Here is a 17607-nt window from a genome sequence, read left to right as displayed (position 1 = left end):
GGCTTGGGGAGAGCCCGGGGCACCGCCGTGTGGGGGAGGGATGTGGGGAGCGGGGGTCAGCCCTGCTGGTCCTCGGGGAGGGTGATCACCCAGCGGGTGGCCTGCCGGGGGCGCAGGTAGAACAGCCAGTAGAGGGTGGCGGCGGCGGTGATGCCGCCGGTCCACAGCAGGGGCTCGGCGTCCAGCTGGGTCATGATGTAGACGAGCACGACGATCAGCAGCGCCGGGACGACCGGCCACAGCGGCATCCGCCAGGCGGAGGCGTGCTTGTGGTGGCCGCGCCGGGAGAGCAGCGAGGCGATCGCGACCAGCAGGTACATCGCGGTGACGGCGACACCGGTGATGTTGCTGAGCAGCTCGCCCTTGACGAAGCAGAGCGCGGCGCCGGGCAGGCCGACCGCCAGGGTGGCGATCCACGGGGAGCCGAAGCGGCCGAGGGTGCCGAAGGCCTTGTTGACCGGCTCGGGCCAGGCCTTGTCACGGGCGGAGGCGAACAGCACCCGGGAGTTCTGGATGACCATCACGATGCCGGCGTTGATGATGGCCAGCGCGATGCACAGGCTGATGAAGGTGCCGACCGCGGAGTTGCTCCAGGCGGTGACCATGGCGGAGATGTCGCCGGAGGCCAGGGTCTGCAGGTCGGGGGCGCCCACGGTGATGGCGGCGACCGGGATCAGGATGATGGCGCTGGAGAGGCCGAGCGTCCACAGCACGGTGCGCGAGACGGTGCGGCGCGGGTTCTCCAGCTCCTCGGACAGGTAGACGGCGGTGGAGAAGCCCTGGGTGACGAAGAGGGCGATGCCGAGCGCGCCGATGATGGCGCCGATGCCGACCGGGCTGACGGCGCCGTGGTCACCGGCGACCACGCCGTGCAGCAGGCTGGGGTGGTCGGGGTTGCTGTGGGCGAAGCCGAGCACCGAGACGACACCGGCGGCGACGACCTCCAGGACCAGGAAGATGCCGGTGATCCAGGCGTTGGCCCGCAGGTCGAGCAGGCCGGCCAGGGTGGCGGCCAGCATGACCGCGGCGCCGGCGATCGGCTTGTCGACGTGGAGGACGGGTGCCAGGTAGTCGGCGGTGCCGAGGGCGATGACGGACGGGACGATCATCACCACGATGAGCGACTGGATGAAGACCAGCCAGCCCGCGAGCCGTCCGGCCAGGGTGCCGACCATCGCGTACTCGCCGCCGGCGCTGGGGATCAGGGTGCCCAGCTCGGAGTAGCAGAACGCGACCGCGATGCAGAGCACCGAGCCGATGGCGATGGCCATGGCGGTGGCGCTGCCGATGCTGGAGAACAGCTGCGGCACGATCACGAAGAGAGTCGAGGCCGGGGTGACGCAGGACAGCGTGAGCAGTGTGCCGCCCACGACGCCGATCGAGCGCTTGAGCTGCTGGGGCGCGGCTGCCTCGGCCGCCGTGGCGGCTACGGTCTGTGGCGGGCGAAGCGTGTCGGTCATGTGGCTTCCGATCGACTCTTAGCGGTCCTTGGAATGGGAGCGGTATCGCCTCCGCCGGCTGGTTGCTCGGGTCTGTTCCGGTCGCTCCCGGGCCGCAATGGAACCTTGGGCGTATTGATCGCGTCAACGCCGGAACTGCTTCGGAATCCGTTGCGGTGAAGCGCATAAACATGCGATCTGGTGATCACACAGGGTCATCGCGCAGTTTGTCCGACTTGTTGCCTCGGCCGCATCGAGGATGAATCAAAGGTGAACTTCGCATTGCAGGCCACCATTCGAAGGTTGTGATCCGGTTGGACGGCATGACGCCCAGGCGCCTTCGAGGGGCACGGCAACTCCCGGGCCGGGTACGGGAACCGCAGCCCCGGCCCGGAAAGAACTAGGTAACGTTTCAGCACCTGGGACGGCGAAGGGGTCGGACTCCCGGGAGTCCGACCCCTTCGATCACCGTCCGTAGCGGGCGGCCCGGTCACGCCACCGGCAGCCAGCCCGTCTGGACCATCTGCCCGTTGGTCGCACGGCGTGACACGTAGACGCCCCGGCCCGGCGGCAGCGCCTGCGGCCTGACCGTCCCCAGCAGTGCGCCCTCGTCCCGGTTGCCGGAGAGGATCACGCCCTGCCCGCCCAGCTCGCGCATCCGCTGCAGCACCGGCTCGTACAGCGAGCGCCCGGCGCCGCCCGCGCTGCGGGCCACGATCACCCGCAGGCCGATGTCCCGGGCGAACGGCAGGAACTCGGCCAGCGGCGCCAGCGGGTTGCCGGAGCTGGTCGCGACCAGCTCGTAGTCGTCGACGACGACGAACATGTCCTTGCCGCTGTACCAGCTGCGGTTGCGCAGCTGCTCGGCGGTCACGTCCGGGCCGGGCAGGCGGCGGGCGCAGGCCCCGCGCAGCATGTCCACGACGGCCGACATGGCCGGCTGCGCAGCCGCGTACTCCACCAGGTACTCCGGCGGCACGGTGCCCAGCAGCGCGCGCCGGTAGTCGCCGACCACGATGCCCGCCTGCTCCGGCGTGTAGCGCTCGGTGATCTGCTTGACCAGCATGCGCAGCAGTGCCGACTTCCCCGACTCGGTGTCGCCGAAAACGATGAACAGCGGGTCGGTCTCGAAGTTGACGAACACCGGCGCCAGCTCGGCCTCGTCCACGCCGAAGGAGACGCCGCGCTCGGGGTGTTCGAAGCCCTTCGGCAGCGAGTCGCCGTCCAGCACGGCCGGCAGCATGCGCACCTGCGGGGCGCGCGGGCCGGTCCAGGCGCCGTCGATCGCGCTGACCAGCCCGGCCACGCCCTCCTGCAGGTCCTCGACCGAGGAGGAGCCGTCCAGGCGCGGCAGGCCGGACAGGAAGTGCAGCCGCTCCGCGGTGACTCCGCGACCGGCCAGCGGCGGGACGTTCTGCGCCACCCGGCGGTCCACCTCGGACTCCATCGCGTCACCGAGCTTCAGCTCGATGCGGTTCTGCAGCAGGTCCTTCAGCGCCGGGCGGACCTCCGCGTAGCGGGTCGCGGTGATGACCAGGTGGACGCCGTAGCCGAGGCCGCGCTGGGCGATGTCGCCGATGACCGGCTCCAGCGCCTCGAACTCCTGCTTGAAGGTGTTCCAGCCGTCGATCATCAGGAACACGTCGCCGAAGGCCTCGTCGGGCAGCTGCCCGGCCGCCCGGCGGGCCCGGTACGTTCCGATCGTGTCGATCCCGGCCGTCCGGAACAGCTCCTCGCGCCGGTTCATCACCCCGTGCACCTCGGAGACCATCCGGCGCACCTTGTCCACGTCCAGACGCCCGGCCACCCCGCCGACGTGTGGCAGCCCGGTCAGCGACTGGAAGCTGCCCGCGCCGAAGTCCAGCAGGTAGAACTGCACCTCGCGCGGGGTGTGGGTGACGCCGAAGGAGGCGACCGCGGTGCGCACCACGGTCGACTTGCCCGAGCGCGGGCCGCCCACGATCAGACCGTGGCCGGCCGCCCCCGCGTAGTCGACCTCCAGGATGTCGGTCTTCTGCTCGCGCGGCTTGTCCACGACGCCGATCGGTGTCCGCAGCCGGCCGCCCGGGTAGCCCGGCGCGGTCAGCCCGCGCTCCGGGACGACCTGCAGCGGCGGCAGCAGGTGGTCGATGCTCGGCGCCTCGTCCAGCGGCGGCAGCCACACCTGGTGGGCGGCCGGGCCCTGGCCGGTCATCCGCTGGACGAACACGTCCAGCACGGTGTCCACCAGCGCGTCGTCCTGCTCCGGCGCCTGCGGCGCCTCCTCCTCCACCGGGTCCGGCAGGTCCACGTAGGCCGCGGTGAACTCCACCGGGTGGGCGTTCACCCGCCGTCCGCCGGTCGACCGCTGCTGCCCCGGCGCCCGGTACGGCCCCGAGACGTACGCGGCCTTGAACCGGTCCATCACGTCCTCGCCGAACTTCAGGTAGCCGACACCCGGCACCGGCGGCAGGTGGTACGCGTCCGGCACGCCGATCGCCGCCCGGGACTCGGCCGCCGAGAAGGTGCGCAGACCGATCCGGTACGAGAGGTAGGTGTCCAGGCCGCGCAGCTTGCCCTCCTCCAGACGCTGCGAGGCCAGCAGCAGGTGCACACCCAGCGATCGGCCGATGCGGCCGATCTGGATGAACATCTCGATGAAGTCCGGCTTGGCGGTGAGCAGTTCGGAGAACTCGTCGATGATCAGCACCAGCGAGGGCAGCGGGTCCAGCGCCGCGCCGGCGGCCCGGGCCCGCTCGTACTCGTGGAGGTTGGCGTAGTTGCCGGAGCGGTGCAGCAGCTCCTGGCGGCGCTGCAGCTCGCCCTCGATCGCGTCGCGCATGCGGTCGACCAGGGTGAGCTCGCCCTCCAGGTTGGTGATCACGGCGGAGGTGTGCGGCATGTCCGCCATGCCGGAGAAGGTGGCACCACCCTTGAAGTCCGCGAGCACGAAGTTCAGCGTCTCCGAGGAGTGGGTCATCGCCAGCGCCAGCACCAGCGTGCGCAGCAGCTCCGACTTGCCGGAACCGGTCGCGCCGACGCACAGGCCGTGCGGGCCCATACCCTCCAGCGCGGCCTCCTTGATGTCCAGGTAGACCTGCTCGCCGTTGGCGCCGACGCCGATCGGCACCCGCAGCCGCTCGTGCTGGGGGCGGGTGCGCCAGCTGCGGCTCACGTCGAAGGAGCCCGGGTCGCCCGAGTTCATCAAGTCGGTGAAGTCCAGGTTGGACAGCAGCGGCTCGTCGTCGCCGCCGGCCGAGATCCGGTACGGCGCCAACTGCCGCGCCAGCGCCTCGGACTGCCAGACCGAGAGCAGGTCCGGCTTGCCGGTGTAGGTCGCACCGGAGGCGGAACGCAGCACCAGCTCCTCGGAGTTGACCGTCACCATCAGGTGCCCGCTGGGCTCGTCCACGTCACCCGGGACGACCTCGATGACGGTCACCCCCTGGACGCCCTCGGCGCCGGCCAGCACCGAGTCGTGCGGCACCCCGGCGCCATCCATGATCACCACGATGTGCGGCTGGTCCGCCGCGGGCGCGGCGTCCCGGACGAACCGCTGGCGGCCGGCCAACTCGTCCTGCAGCAGGAACTCCAGGTCGCCCAGGTCGGCGGCGAACAGGCGGCGCGAGCCCGCGCCGTCGGCCTCCTTGCGGTGCTGGTTGTGCGGCAGCCACTTGGTCCAGCCCCACTCCTCGGCCGCGCCGGGCGCCGCCGCGACCGCGACCATCAGGTCGTCCGGCGAGTGCAGGGTGGTCAACTGGGCGATCATCGCGCGCACGTTGCCGTACACCGAGTCCGGGTCGCCGCACACCGTGATGTGGTAGAAGGCCCGCAGCGACACCGCCAGCGGCAGGTCCTGCAGGGTGCCGTGCGCCTTCAGGAAGGAGTGCATCGCGGCCGCCGACAGCGGCTCCAGCTCGTCCATCGGCGCGGTCTGCGGCGCCACCAGCGGGGTGGACAGCTGCACCGGCCCGAGGCCCACCCGGATCTGCGCGAAGTCGCCGTCCGCGGTCCGCCGTTCCCACAGCCGCCGGCCGTCCTCGACGATCGACCACAGCTGGTCCGGCGCCGGGTTCAGGAACAGCAGCGCGCCGCGCTGGCTCTCCGCCGTGCGGCGCACCTGACGGCGCGTCTGCTGCAGGTACTTGAGGTAGTCGCGCCGCTCGTCCGCCATCGCGGTCGAGCCGCCCTTGCGGGCCCGCACGATCTGGGCCAGCACCATGCCGACCGTCGAGGCGATCATCAGACCGCCCATGACCTTCATCGGGGCGGCCGCACCGGGCGAGAAGAAGAACACCGCCGAACCGCCCATGCCGAGCATCGGCAGGATGCTCATCAGCCAGTCCTCGCCGCCCTGCCGGGGCAGTTCGGGCGGGGTCACCAGCTCCACCGGCTCGTCCGGCACCGTCGGCGGGTAGGCCCTGGCCGGTCGCTTGACCGTGATCACACCCATGCGTCATCCACCCCGCGGCGTCGATCGATCACTTCGGCATCAGCCCTCACGCGACTGCGTACGGCCCGTACGGGATGTTGTGGCTGAGGACGCCCCACACAGCGCAGCCCCCGTACTACCTTGCGCAGGCGCCGATCCTACATAGGGGCGAGATCCGGCCCCGGCCGCCCCCGCGCCGTGCACCGCCCCGCAGCGGCGCCGGGCACGAACCGAACGGGTAGGGTAACGCCGCGCCAACTCGCGGCCCGGTCGGGCCGGTTCCACAGTCACACCGCGCGCGGCCGTGCCGCGGCACCGTCAACAAGGGGGAGCGCCCAGTGCGTCGAAGGATCGAGGTGCGGCGATGAGTTCCGCGGCCGCCACCGGTTACTGCCGGGTGACCGTCGTCGCCCCGGACCGCAGGATCGACGTCGCCCTGCCCGAGGACGTCCCGCTCGCGGACGTCTACCCCGAGGTGCTGCGGCTGGCCAAGCAGAGCCAGCCCGAGGGCGCCCCCACCGGCTTCCACCTGGTCCGTCGCGACGGCACCGTGCTCGACAGCAGCCTGCCGCTGGGCGCCCAGCAGGTCCGCGACGGCGACCTGCTCGCGCTGCGCCCCTTCGCCGAGTCCCTCCCGCCGGCCGTCTACGACGACGTCGCGGACGCCATCGCCAGCGCCGTCGAGGCCGACCGCCGGTTCTGGACCGTCGACCTCATGCGCGGCTTCGGCCTGATCGGCGCCGGCGTGCTGCTCACCCTGCTCGGCTTCGCGCTCTGGTTCTCCGACGTCCGCCACGACATGCACGGCCTGCCCGGCATCCTGGCCGGCGTCACCGCCGTCGTGCTCACCGCGCTCGCCGGGGTGCGCGCCCGGGTCTACCAGGACGCCCACTGCGCCCTCGCACTCGGCCTCGGCGCCCTGCCGCACGCCATGATCGGCGGCAGTGGCATCCTCGCCGTCGCCCACAAGTGGGACGGCCCCGGCCGGCTCCAGTTCCTGACCGGCTGCGTCGCCGTGCTGGTGGTCTCCGTGCTGCTGGCCGGACTGCTGCCGGAGAAGGACGCCGCCTTCGTCGCCGCCGCCTTCGTCGCCGTCGCCGGCTCGCTCGCCACCTTCACCGCTGTGCTGATGCCGGACACCGCGGCCGGGAACATCGCCGCCGTCACCGGTGTCGCGGCCGTCGCCGTGGTCGGCTTCCTGCCCAGCCTCTCCGCCCGCTTCGCCCGGCTGCCGGTCGGCTTCAGTGCCCCCGGTCAGACCCGAACCCGCAGTCGGGACTACGACGAGGACGCCGAGCGCGCCGAGGCGGTCCAGTACGAGAAGATCGCCCACCAGGCCCGCCGCGGCCACGAGGTGCTGGTCGGCCTGGTCGGCGGCTGCGCCGCGGTCGTGGTCGGCGCCTGCGCCGTCCTGGCCTTCACCGACCGGAGCTTCCCCGAGCTGCTCGCGCTCGCCCTGGGCATCGCCACCATGCTGCGCGCCCGGCTGTTCCGCTACACCGCGCAGGTCCTCAGCCTCACCGTCGCCGGCCTGCTGGGCCTGTGCCTGCTGATCGTCGGACTGTCCCTGCACACCCCGCAGTTCTTCCTGCGCGCGGCCGGCTCCACCACCGAGCTCGACCTGCGCACCATCTGGCTGGGTGCCTCGATCGCCTTCGGCGCGGCACTGCTCACCGCGATCGCCCTGGTGGTGCCCCGGCTCGGCGTCTCCCCGTTCTGGGGGCGCATCCTGGACCTGATCGACAGCCTCACCCTGATGTCCCTGGTCCCGCTGGCGCTCGCCGTCCTGAACATCTACCGGCTGGTCCGCGGCGCCACCGGCTGAGCCGGGCCCGTACCGCCCGACAGTGCCTCCCATCAGGCCCGCCGACCGGCCGGGTGGGAGGCACTGGTACGCTTGCCCTCCGAGCGCAGCCGTGTGCCCTCCCCCCGGGTAGGGCGCAGACCGTCGGCCGCGCTCCGTCACGACACCGAGTTCTCACAGGGTCCTGTGTTGTCGACCAGGACCGCTCGGTAAGACCTTGAAGGAGTTGCAGTGGCTCTCGCCTCTGACGTCAAGAAGCAGATCATGGCCGAGTTCGGCACCAAGGAGGGCGACACCGGCTCCCCCGAGGTCCAGGTGGCCATGCTGTCCCGTCGCATCTCGGACCTGACCGAGCACCTCAAGACCCACAAGCACGACCACCACTCGCGTCGTGGCCTGCTGATCCTGGTCGGCCAGCGTCGCCGCCTGCTCCAGTACCTGGCCAAGAAGGACATCGAGCGCTTCCGTACGCTCGTCGACCGCCTGGGCATCCGCCGCGGTGCCGCCGGCGGCGCCCGCTGAGAACGCCGCTCGGGGCGGCTCCCCACACCGGGGAGCCGCCCCTCGCGCGTATGCCGCGGCGGCCAGCGACAATTCGCTGCCCGCGGCGCCCGGACATAACAACTCGCGCGCACCTCCCCAGGTGGCCGAGGATTGCACCGTAGGGTTGTGGGCATGCCGGGTGATGGCGCACCAGCGCGCCACCCGGGCAGAGAGACCCGAACCCCCGCGGGACGAAGGCTTCAAACGGAAGCCGCCCGCATCCGAGAGAGCGTCCAGACGCGGACCGCCCGTCCCGGCCCGGCAGCCGTGAGGCGCCGGTCCTCGGTAGTGGCCCCCGGAACCCCCGCAGCCGAGCGGGGCACCCCGGAGGCTTCGATCGAAGACCGGCCCGACTGCCGCCCTCCCTGGCAGGAGGGCCCAGGGGCCAACCCGAGGCAGTGCGCGGGGACGCTCTCCCGGAGACGTACGAAAGAGGAGATCTTCCAGGTGGAAGAGAACGTGTTCTACGCCGAGGCCGTGATCGACAACGGTTCCTTCGGCACCCGTACCATCCGCTTCGAGACCGGCCGTCTGGCCCGTCAGGCCGCCGGCTCCGCCGTGGCCTACCTGGACGACGACACCATGGTGCTGTCGGCCACCAGCGCCTCCAAGCAGCCGAAGGAGCACTTCGACTTCTTCCCGCTGACGGTGGACGTCGAGGAGCGGATGTACGCCGCGGGCCGCATCCCCGGCTCGTTCTTCCGTCGCGAGGGCCGGCCCTCCGAGGACGCGATCCTCACCTGCCGCCTGATCGACCGCCCGCTGCGCCCGTCCTTCGTCAAGGGCCTGCGCAACGAGGTCCAGGTCGTCTGCACCGTGATGGCGCTCAACCCCGACCACCTGTACGACGTGGTCGCCATCAACGCCGCCTCCGCCTCCACCCAGCTGGCGGGCCTGCCGTTCTCCGGCCCGATCGGTGGCGTGCGCGTCGCGCTGATCAAGGGCCAGTGGGTGGCCTTCCCGACCCACTCCGAGCTGGAGTCGGCCGTCTTCGACATGGTCGTCGCCGGTCGCGTCCTGCCGGACGGCGACGTCGCGATCATGATGGTCGAGGCCGAGGCCACCGACAAGACCATCAAGCTGGTCGAGGGCGGCGCCGAGGCGCCGACCGAGGAGGTCGTGGCCGCCGGTCTCGATGCCGCCAAGCCGTTCATCAAGGTGCTGTGCGCCGCGCAGTCGCAGCTGGCCGCCCAGGCCGCCAAGCCGACCGCCGAGTTCCCGGTCTTCCTGGACTACCAGGACGACGTCCTCGCCGCGCTGTCCGCCGCCGTCAAGGACGAGCTGGCCCAGGCCCTCACCATCCCGGGCAAGCAGGAGCGCAACAACGAGCTGGACCGTGTCAAGGCGGTCGCGGCCGAGAAGCTGCTCCCCGAGTTCGAGGGTCGCGAGAAGGAGATCAGCGCCGCCTACAACGCGCTGACCAAGAAGATCGTCCGCGAGCGCGTCATCAAGGACAAGGTCCGCATCGACGGCCGCGGCGTCACCGACATCCGCACCCTGGCCGCCGAGGTCGAGGCCATCCCGCGCGTCCACGGCTCGGCCCTGTTCGAGCGCGGCGAGACCCAGATCCTGGGTGTCACCACGCTGAACATGCTGCGCATGGAGCAGCAGCTGGACACGCTCTCCCCGGAGACGCGTCGCCGCTACATGCACAACTACAACTTCCCGCCGTACTCGGTCGGCGAGACCGGCCGCGTGGGCTCGCCCAAGCGCCGCGAGATCGGCCACGGCGCCCTGGCCGAGCGTGCCATCCTCCCGGTCCTGCCGACCCGCGAGGAGTTCCCGTACGCCATCCGCCAGGTCTCCGAGGCGCTCGGCTCCAACGGCTCCACCTCGATGGGCTCGGTCTGCGCCTCGACCATGTCGCTGCTGAACGCCGGTGTGCCGCTGAAGGCCGCCGTCGCCGGCATCGCCATGGGCCTGATCTCGCAGGAGATCGACGGTGAGACCCACTACGTCGCGCTGACCGACATCCTGGGTGCCGAGGACGCGTACGGCGACATGGACTTCAAGGTCGCCGGTACCCGCAACTTCATCACCGCGCTGCAGCTGGACACCAAGCTCAACGGCATCCCGGCCTCGGTGCTGGCCGCCGCGCTGAAGCAGGCCCGCGACGCCCGCCTGCACATCCTCGACGTGATGAACGAGGCCATCGACTCCCCGGACGAGATGTCCCCGAACGCGCCGCGCATCATCACCATCAAGATCCCGGTGGACAAGATCGGCGAGGTCATCGGCCCCAAGGGCAAGATGATCAACCAGATCCAGGAGGACACCGGCGCCGAGATCACGATCGAGGACGACGGCACCATCTACATCGGTGCCGCCGGCGGCCCGGCCGCCGAGGCCGCCCGCACCACGATCAACCAGATCGCCAACCCGACCATGCCGGAGGTCGGCGAGCGCTACCTGGGCACCGTGGTCAAGACCACGACGTTCGGCGCGTTCGTCTCGCTCATGCCGGGCAAGGACGGCCTGCTGCACATCTCGCAGATCCGCAAGCTGGCCGGCGGCAAGCGCGTGGAGAACGTCGAGGACGTCCTCGGCGTCGGCGCCAAGGTGCAGGTCGAGATCGCCGAGATCGACCCGCGCGGCAAGCTCTCCCTGATCCCGGTCGTCGAGGGCGAGGAAGGCGGCGAGGCCGCTTCCGAGTGAAGCGCCGCTAGCTGACCCTTGCGGCCCGTACGCCTCCCGGCGTGCGGGCCGCACCCTGTTGTCCACGCGTTCGTCCGTACGTGCCTATTCCACGTACGTTTTGTCTGGAGGTACCCACCGTGGCCCAGGCCCCGGCGGTAAAGCAGCGACCCGGCACCACCCGGACCCTGCTCAAGGGCGTCGACGGCGTCGGCACGGTGCGCCGAACCGTCCTGCCCGGCGGCCTGCGGGTCGTCACCGAGACCCTGCCGACGGTGCGCTCCGCGACCTTCGGCATCTGGGTCGGCGTCGGCTCGCGGGACGAGACCCCGCAGCTCAACGGCGCGACCCACTACCTGGAGCACCTGCTCTTCAAGGGCACCGAGCGGCGCAGCGCGCTGGACATCTCGGCCGCCCTGGACGCGGTCGGCGGCGAGATGAACGCCTTCACCGCGAAGGAGAACACCTGCTACTACGCCCGGGTCCTGGACACCGACCTGCCGCTGGCCATCGACGTGGTCTGCGACATGCTCACCGGCTCGCTGATCCGCACCGAGGACGTGGAGGCCGAGCGCGGCGTCATCCTGGAAGAGATGGCGATGGCCGAGGACGACCCGGGCGACGTGGTCCACGACCTGTTCGCCAAGGTGATCTACGGCAGCGGCCCGCTCGGCCGCCCGATCCTCGGCACCCAGGAGACCATCAAGGCGCTCACCCGGGACCAGATCGCCGGCTTCTACCACCGCCGCTACCGCCCGGAGCACCTGGTCGTCGCCGCGGCCGGCAACCTGGACCACCGCAAGGTGGTCAAGCAGGTCGAGCAGGCCTTCGCCCCGGTGCTGGCCCGCTCGGCGGCCGCCCCCGCCGAGGCCCGCCGCGGCGTCAAGGCGCTGCGCACGGCCGGCAAGGTCGAGGTGCTCAACCGCTCCACCGAGCAGGCCCACCTGGTGCTGGGCGTGCCCGGGGTGCCCCGGCACGACGAGCGCCGCTGGGCGATGGGCGTGCTCAACGCGGCCCTGGGCGGCGGGATGAGCTCCCGGCTGTTCCAGGAGATCCGGGAGAAGCGCGGCCTGGCGTACTCGGTCTACTCGTACTCGTCCTCGTACGCGGACAGCGGCCTGTTCGGCATCTACGCCGGCTGCCAGCCCAAGCGGGTCGAGGAGGTGCTCAGGATCTGCCGCGCCGAGCTGGCCAAGGTGGTCGCCGAGGGCATCACCGAGGAGGAGCTGCACCGTGCGATCGGCCAGATCTCCGGCTCCACCGTGCTCGGCATGGAGGACACCGGCTCGCTGATGAACCGGATCGGCAAGGCCGAGCTCAGCTACGGGCACCACCTGTCGGTGGACGACATGCTGGAGCGGATCGCGGCCGTGACCCTGGACGACGTCCACACGGTCGCCCGTGATGTGCTGGGCGCGTACCGGCCGTCGCTGGCGCTGATCGGCCCGGTCAACGACAAGCGGGCCGCCAAGCTCGCCGATCTGCTGGTCTGAGATTGCCCGGCCTGAGTTTGCCGGTGAGAGGACTTTCGCTATGACGCTGCGTGTCGCCGTGATCGGCGCCAAGGGCCGGATCGGCTCCGAGGCGGTCAAGGCCGTCGAGGCCGCGCCGGACCTGGAGCTGGTGGCCACCCTCGGCCGCGATTCCAAGCTGGAGGAGCTGACCGGGGCCGGGGCCCAGGTCGCCGTCGAGCTGACCCACCCGGACTCGGTGATGGGCAACCTGGACTACTGCCTGCACCACGGCATCCACGTGGTCACCGGCACCACCGGCTGGACGGACGAGCGGCTCGCCACCGTCCGCGGCTGGCTGGACCAGGCCCCGGAGCTCGGCCTGCTGATCGCGCCGAACTTCTCCATCGGCGCGATCCTCGGGATGAAGTTCTCGCAGATCGCCGCCCGGTACTTCGAGTCGGTCGAGGTGGTCGAGCTGCACCACGACCGCAAGGCCGACGCCCCCAGCGGCACCGCCACCCGCACCGCCCAGCTGATCGCCGCAGCCCGCGCCGAGGCCGGCCGCCCCCCGCAGCAGGACCCGACCACCCACAGCCTGCCCGGCGCCCGCGGCGCCGACGTGGACGGGGTGCCGGTGCACGCGGTACGGCTGCGCGGCCTGCTCGCCCACCAGCAGGTGATGTTCGGCGACACCGGCGAGACGCTCACCATCCGGCACGACTCGCTGCACCACAGCAGCTTCATGCCGGGCATCCTGCTGGGCGCGCGCAAGGTCGTCGAGACGCCGGGGCTGACCTTCGGCCTCGAACACTTCCTGGACCTGTGAGCCCGCGATGACCTCTCGTACCGGTTTCTTCGTCCTGTCCGGCGTGCTGCTGGTGGTCGCCCTGCTCTGCGTGGGCGAAGGCGTCCAGCTGGTCGCCACCGGCAAGCCGCTCGGCATCGGCATCGGCGTCTGCGCCTTCGTCATCCCGGTGATCGGCGTCTGGTTCCTGCGCCAGACCGTCCGCTTCGGCCGGTCCAGCGAGCAGCTCGCCCGCGAGCTGGAGGCCGAGGGCGGCCTGCCGGTGGACGAGCTGAAGCGCACCACCGGCGGGCGGATCGACCGGGCCTCGGCCGACGCGGTGTTCGCCCGCCGCCAGGCCGAGGCGGAGGCCTCGCCGGGCGACTGGCGGGTCTGGTTCCGCCTCGCCGTGGCCTACGCCGACGCCGGCGACACCCCGCGCGCCCGTAAGACCATGCAGCACGCCATCAAGCTGCACAGCACCGAACCCGCAAGGAGTAACGCGTGAGCGACGAACCGACGGCCCCCAGCTTCCGCAGCGACGTGACGGTGGAGCTGGTCCGCAGCGCCGCCGCCGACTCGGACGTCATCTGGGCGGCCCGGGTCTCGACCGCGGGGGAGCAGTCCCTGGAGGCGCTCCAGCAGGACCCGGAGAAGTCCAAGGGCCTGATCAACTTCCTGATGCGGGACCGGCACGGCACGCCGTTCGAGCACAACTCGATGACCTTCTTCATCAGTGCGCCGATCTTCGTGTTCCGCGAGTTCCACCGGCACCGCAGCGGCTGGTCGTACAACGAGGAGTCCGGTCGCTACCGCGAGCTGCAGCCGGTCTTCTACGTCCCCGGCGAGGACCGCAAGCTGGTCCAGGAGGGCCGCCCGGGCAAGTACGAGTTCACCGAGGGCACCCCGGAGCAGCACAAGACCACCGCCGAGGCGATGGAGGCCGCGTACCGCGAGTCGTACGCCCGCTACCAGGAGATGCTGGCGGCCGGCGTGGCCCGCGAGGTGGCCCGTGCGGTGCTGCCGGTCGGCCTGTTCTCCTCGATGTACGCGACCTGCAACGCTCGCTCGCTGATGCACTTCCTCTCGCTGCGCACCCGGCGGGAGAACTCGGCGGTTCCGTCCTTCCCGCAGCGCGAGATCGAGATGGTCGCCGAGCAGATGGAGGAGCAGTGGGCCCGGCTCATGCCGCTCACCCATGCGGCTTTCGAGAAGCACGGCCGAGTCGCCCCCTGACCTGGGACGACAGGCATATGGGCAGAGTGTCGGGCATGTCTGGATTGCGGCTTTTCTAGCCGCTCCATACATTCGTGACCACGGATTCCGGTGCTACCCGAACCCCCGAGCGGGCAGCACCGGAATCCCATCTCTTTACCCTTGATCTGCTACACCTGTCCGAACCATGGACCGGCATGGGTACCGCCCCACCGCCTACGAGTAGCTTTGGACGCATGGCTCCGACCTCCACCCCCCAGACGCCGTTCGGCCGGGTGCTGACCGCGATGGTCACCCCGTTCACCGCCGACGGCGGACTCGACATCGACGGCGCCCAGCGCCTCGCCACGCACCTCGTCGACTCCGGGAACGACGGCCTCGTCGTCAACGGCACCACCGGTGAGTCCCCGACCACCAGCGACGCCGAGAAGGCCCAGCTCGTCCGCGCTGTGGTGGAGGCGGTCGGGGACCGGGCCCACGTGGTGGCCGGCGTCGGCACCAACGACACCCACCACAGCGTCGAGCTGGCCCGCCAGGCGGAGGCCGCCGGGGCGCACGGCCTGCTGGTGGTCACGCCGTACTACAACAAGCCCCCGCAGGAGGGCCTGTACCGGCACTTCACGCAGGTCGCCGACGCCACCGGCCTGCCGGTCATGGCGTACGACATCCCGGGCCGCAGCGGGGTCGCGCTGAGCCACGAGACGCTGGTCCGGCTCGGGGAGCACCCGCGGATCGTCGCCAACAAGGACGCCAAGGGCGACCTCGGCGCCGCGGCCTGGGCGATCGCCCGCTCCGACCTCGCCTGGTACTCCGGCGACGACATCCTCAACCTGCCGCTGCTGTCGGTCGGAGCCGTCGGCGTGGTCAGCGTGGTCGGGCACGTGGTCGCCGGTGAGCTGAAGGCGATGATCGAGGCCTACCTGGCGGGCGATGTGGCCAAGGCCACCGCGGTCCACCAGAGCCTGCTGCCCGTGTTCACGGGTATGTTCCGCACCCAGGGCGTGATCCTCTCCAAGGCCGCGCTGGAACTCCAGGGCCTGCCGGCCGGCCCGCTGCGGCTGCCGCTGGTCGGCGCGACGCCCGAGGAGATCGACCGATTGAAGCAGGATCTCGCCGCCGGCGGGGTACACCTGTAGCAGACACAGACGTGCGCGCCCCGGCTCGCCGGGCCCTCACGGGTCCGCCGCTGGACCGGACCGAAGGCGCGAGAGCACAGACCCAGTAGGAAAACGACACTGAGTACGCACGCCATATGTCTCCAGGGGGAGGACCCCGGACATATGGCGTGCGTCGTGAGGAGAGTCTTTTGAGCCACCCGCACCCCGAGCTCGGCGCGCCCCCGGCACTGAAGGAGGGCGCCCTCCGCATCACTCCGCTCGGCGGCCTCGGCGAGATCGGCCGCAACATGACGGTCCTCGAGTACGGGGACCGCATCCTGATCGTCGACTGCGGCGTCCTCTTCCCCGAGGACGAGCAGCCCGGCGTGGACCTGATCCTCCCGGACTTCAGCTACATCCGGGACCGCCTCGACAAGGTCGACGGCATCGTCCTCACCCACGGGCACGAGGATCACATCGGCGCCGTCCCCTTCCTCCTGCGGGAGAACCCGGACATCCCGCTGATCGGTTCGAAGCTGACCCTGGCCCTGATCGAGGCCAAGCTCGCCGAGCACCGCATCCGGCCGTACGTGTTGGAGGTCAAGGAGGGCGAGCGCGAGCGCATCGGCCCCTTCGACTGCGAGTTCATCGCGGTCAACCACTCCATCCCGGACGCCCTCGCGGTGGCGGTCCGCACCCCCGCCGGCATGGTCGTGGCCACCGGCGACTTCAAGATGGACCAGCTGCCGCTGGACGGTCGACTGACCGACCTGCCGACCTTCGCCAAGCTGGCGGAGGAGGGCATGGACCTGCTGCTGGTGGACTCCACCAATGCCGAGGTCCCCGGCTTCATCCCGCACGAGCGGGACATCTCGGCCGCGCTGCGAAACGTTTTCGCGAACGCCGAGAAGCGCATCATCGTCGCCTCCTTCGCCAGCCACGTGCACCGCATCCAGCAGGTGCTCGACGCCGCGCACGAGTACAAGCGCAAGGTCGCCTTCGTCGGCCGCTCGATGGTCCGCAACATGGGCATCGCCCGCGACCTCGGGTACCTGAAGGTCCCCGGCAACATGGTCGTCGACGTCCGGCAGCTCGACGACCTGCCGGACAAGGAGGTCGTGCTGATCTGCACCGGTTCGCAGGGCGAGCCGATGGCGGCGCTGTCCCGGATGGCCAACCGCGACCACCAGATCCGCATCGTCGAGGGCGACACCGTCGTCCTGGCGTCCTCGCTCATCCCGGGCAACGAGAACGCCGTCTACCGCGTGATCAACGGCCTGACCCGCTGGGGCGCCAAGGTCGTGCACAAGGGCAACGCCAAGGTGCACGTCTCCGGCCACGCCTCGGCCGGCGAGTTGCTCTACTTCTTCAACATCTGCAAGCCGCGCAACCTGATGCCGGTCCACGGCGAGTGGCGCCACCTGCGGGCCGCCGCCGAGCTGGGCGTCGCCACCGGTGTGCCGCGCAACCGCGTGGTCATCGCCGAGGACGGCGTCTGCGTGGACCTGGAGGGCGGCGTCGCCCGGATCGTCGGCAAGGTGCAGGCCGGCTACGTCTACGTGGACGGCGCCTCGGTCGGCGACATCTCCGAGGCCTCGCTCAAGGACCGCAAGATCCTCGGCGAGGAGGGCTTCATCTCGGTCTTCGTCGCGGTCGACTCGACCAACGGCAAGATCGTCGGTGGACCGACCATCCAGGCCCGCGGCTCCGGCATCGAGGACAGCGCCTTCGTCCCCGTGGCCTCCAAGCTCCAGGAGGCCCTGGATCGCTCGGCCAGCGACGGGGTGCTGGAGCCCCGCCAGGTGCAGCAGCTGGTCCGCCGGACCATCGGCAAGTGGGTCGCGGACAACTACCGCCGCCGGCCGATGATCCTGCCGGTCGTGGTCGAGGTCTGAGCCTTCTCCGGCCCCTGCTGAGGTTGGTTTGACGTGGGGCGGCCCGGTGCGTAATGTTCTCCGGGTTGCCCCACGGGACGAGCCCCAAGGAAGTCCTCGAATCTGAATTCGAGAACGACCGGGAAAACGGACCGAGAAACTCTGATAGAGTTCGGGAGCGCCGAAAGGCGAAAGCCAAATCGGATAAATGAAACTCCGAAAAAACGGAGCGGAAAACGTCTGATAAGCTGGAAACGCGAAAGAACGAAGCGCCCGGAGGGCCCGCTGGAAGGCGGTCCGAAGGAAGTGTCCGTTCCTTGAGAACTCAACAGCGTGCCAAAAGTCAACGCCA

General features: G+C 70.7%; 11 protein-coding genes. 9 read left to right on the top strand and 2 right to left on the bottom strand.

Annotation, left to right across the window (positions count from 1 at the left end; genetic code table 11):
* Positions 1-56 precede the first annotated feature (56 nt).
* Together ABZW30_RS31185 and eccCa are read right to left on the bottom strand one after the other, a co-directional pair.
* Positions 57-1460, bottom strand: coding sequence for an APC family permease (locus tag ABZW30_RS31185; protein WP_355674567.1), 1404 nt, complete (start codon positions 1458-1460; stop codon positions 57-59).
* Between the two features lie 469 nt (positions 1461-1929).
* On the bottom strand, positions 1930-5871 hold the full coding sequence (gene eccCa / locus ABZW30_RS31180) for a type VII secretion protein EccCa (RefSeq protein WP_355674566.1): 3942 nt from the start codon (positions 5869-5871) through the stop codon (positions 1930-1932).
* 343 nt (positions 5872-6214) lie between these two features.
* Between eccCa and eccD the strand changes: the two genes are divergently transcribed.
* From eccD to ABZW30_RS31135, 9 genes are all read left to right on the top strand, one after another.
* Positions 6215-7675, top strand: a complete 1461-nt coding sequence (eccD, locus tag ABZW30_RS31175; protein WP_355674565.1) for a type VII secretion integral membrane protein EccD — start codon at positions 6215-6217, stop codon at positions 7673-7675.
* 210 nt (positions 7676-7885) lie between these two features.
* Positions 7886-8176 (top strand): 30S ribosomal protein S15, encoded by a 291-nt coding sequence (gene rpsO / locus ABZW30_RS31170; protein WP_030062424.1) that lies wholly within the window; start codon positions 7886-7888, stop codon positions 8174-8176.
* Positions 8177-8644: 468 nt separating this feature from the next.
* Positions 8645-10852, top strand: a complete 2208-nt coding sequence (locus tag ABZW30_RS31165) for a polyribonucleotide nucleotidyltransferase (protein WP_355674564.1) — start codon at positions 8645-8647, stop codon at positions 10850-10852.
* 119 nt (positions 10853-10971) lie between these two features.
* Complete coding sequence (locus ABZW30_RS31160; protein WP_355674563.1) at positions 10972-12324, top strand: pitrilysin family protein; 1353 nt, start codon at positions 10972-10974, stop codon at positions 12322-12324.
* Positions 12325-12364: 40 nt separating this feature from the next.
* A complete protein-coding gene (dapB, locus tag ABZW30_RS31155; protein ID WP_355674562.1) occupies positions 12365-13111 on the top strand; it encodes a 4-hydroxy-tetrahydrodipicolinate reductase in 747 nt (248 codons plus the stop codon).
* Between the two features lie 7 nt (positions 13112-13118).
* Entirely contained in the window at positions 13119-13577 is a 459-nt protein-coding gene (locus tag ABZW30_RS31150; protein WP_355674561.1) for a tetratricopeptide repeat protein, read from the top strand.
* Positions 13574-14305 carry an FAD-dependent thymidylate synthase gene (thyX, locus tag ABZW30_RS31145; RefSeq protein WP_355674560.1) on the top strand — a complete coding sequence of 244 codons (732 nt, stop codon included), beginning with the start codon at positions 13574-13576 and terminating at the stop codon, positions 14303-14305. Before ABZW30_RS31150 ends, thyX begins: the two co-directional genes overlap by 4 nt.
* Before the next feature lie 215 nt (positions 14306-14520).
* Positions 14521-15420: a 4-hydroxy-tetrahydrodipicolinate synthase gene (dapA, locus tag ABZW30_RS31140; RefSeq protein WP_355674559.1), complete on the top strand. Its 900-nt coding sequence runs from the start codon at positions 14521-14523 to the stop codon at positions 15418-15420.
* 170 nt (positions 15421-15590) lie between these two features.
* Positions 15591-17276 (top strand): ribonuclease J, encoded by a 1686-nt coding sequence (locus ABZW30_RS31135; protein ID WP_355674558.1) that lies wholly within the window; start codon positions 15591-15593, stop codon positions 17274-17276.
* Positions 17277-17607 lie beyond the last annotated feature (331 nt).

It is taken from the genome of Kitasatospora sp. NPDC004669 (assembly GCF_040609455.1).
GTDB lineage: Bacteria > Actinomycetota > Actinomycetes > Streptomycetales > Streptomycetaceae > Kitasatospora.
The sequence above is the reverse complement of the archived record's forward strand: the minus strand, read 5'-3'. Positions and strand labels throughout refer to the sequence as shown.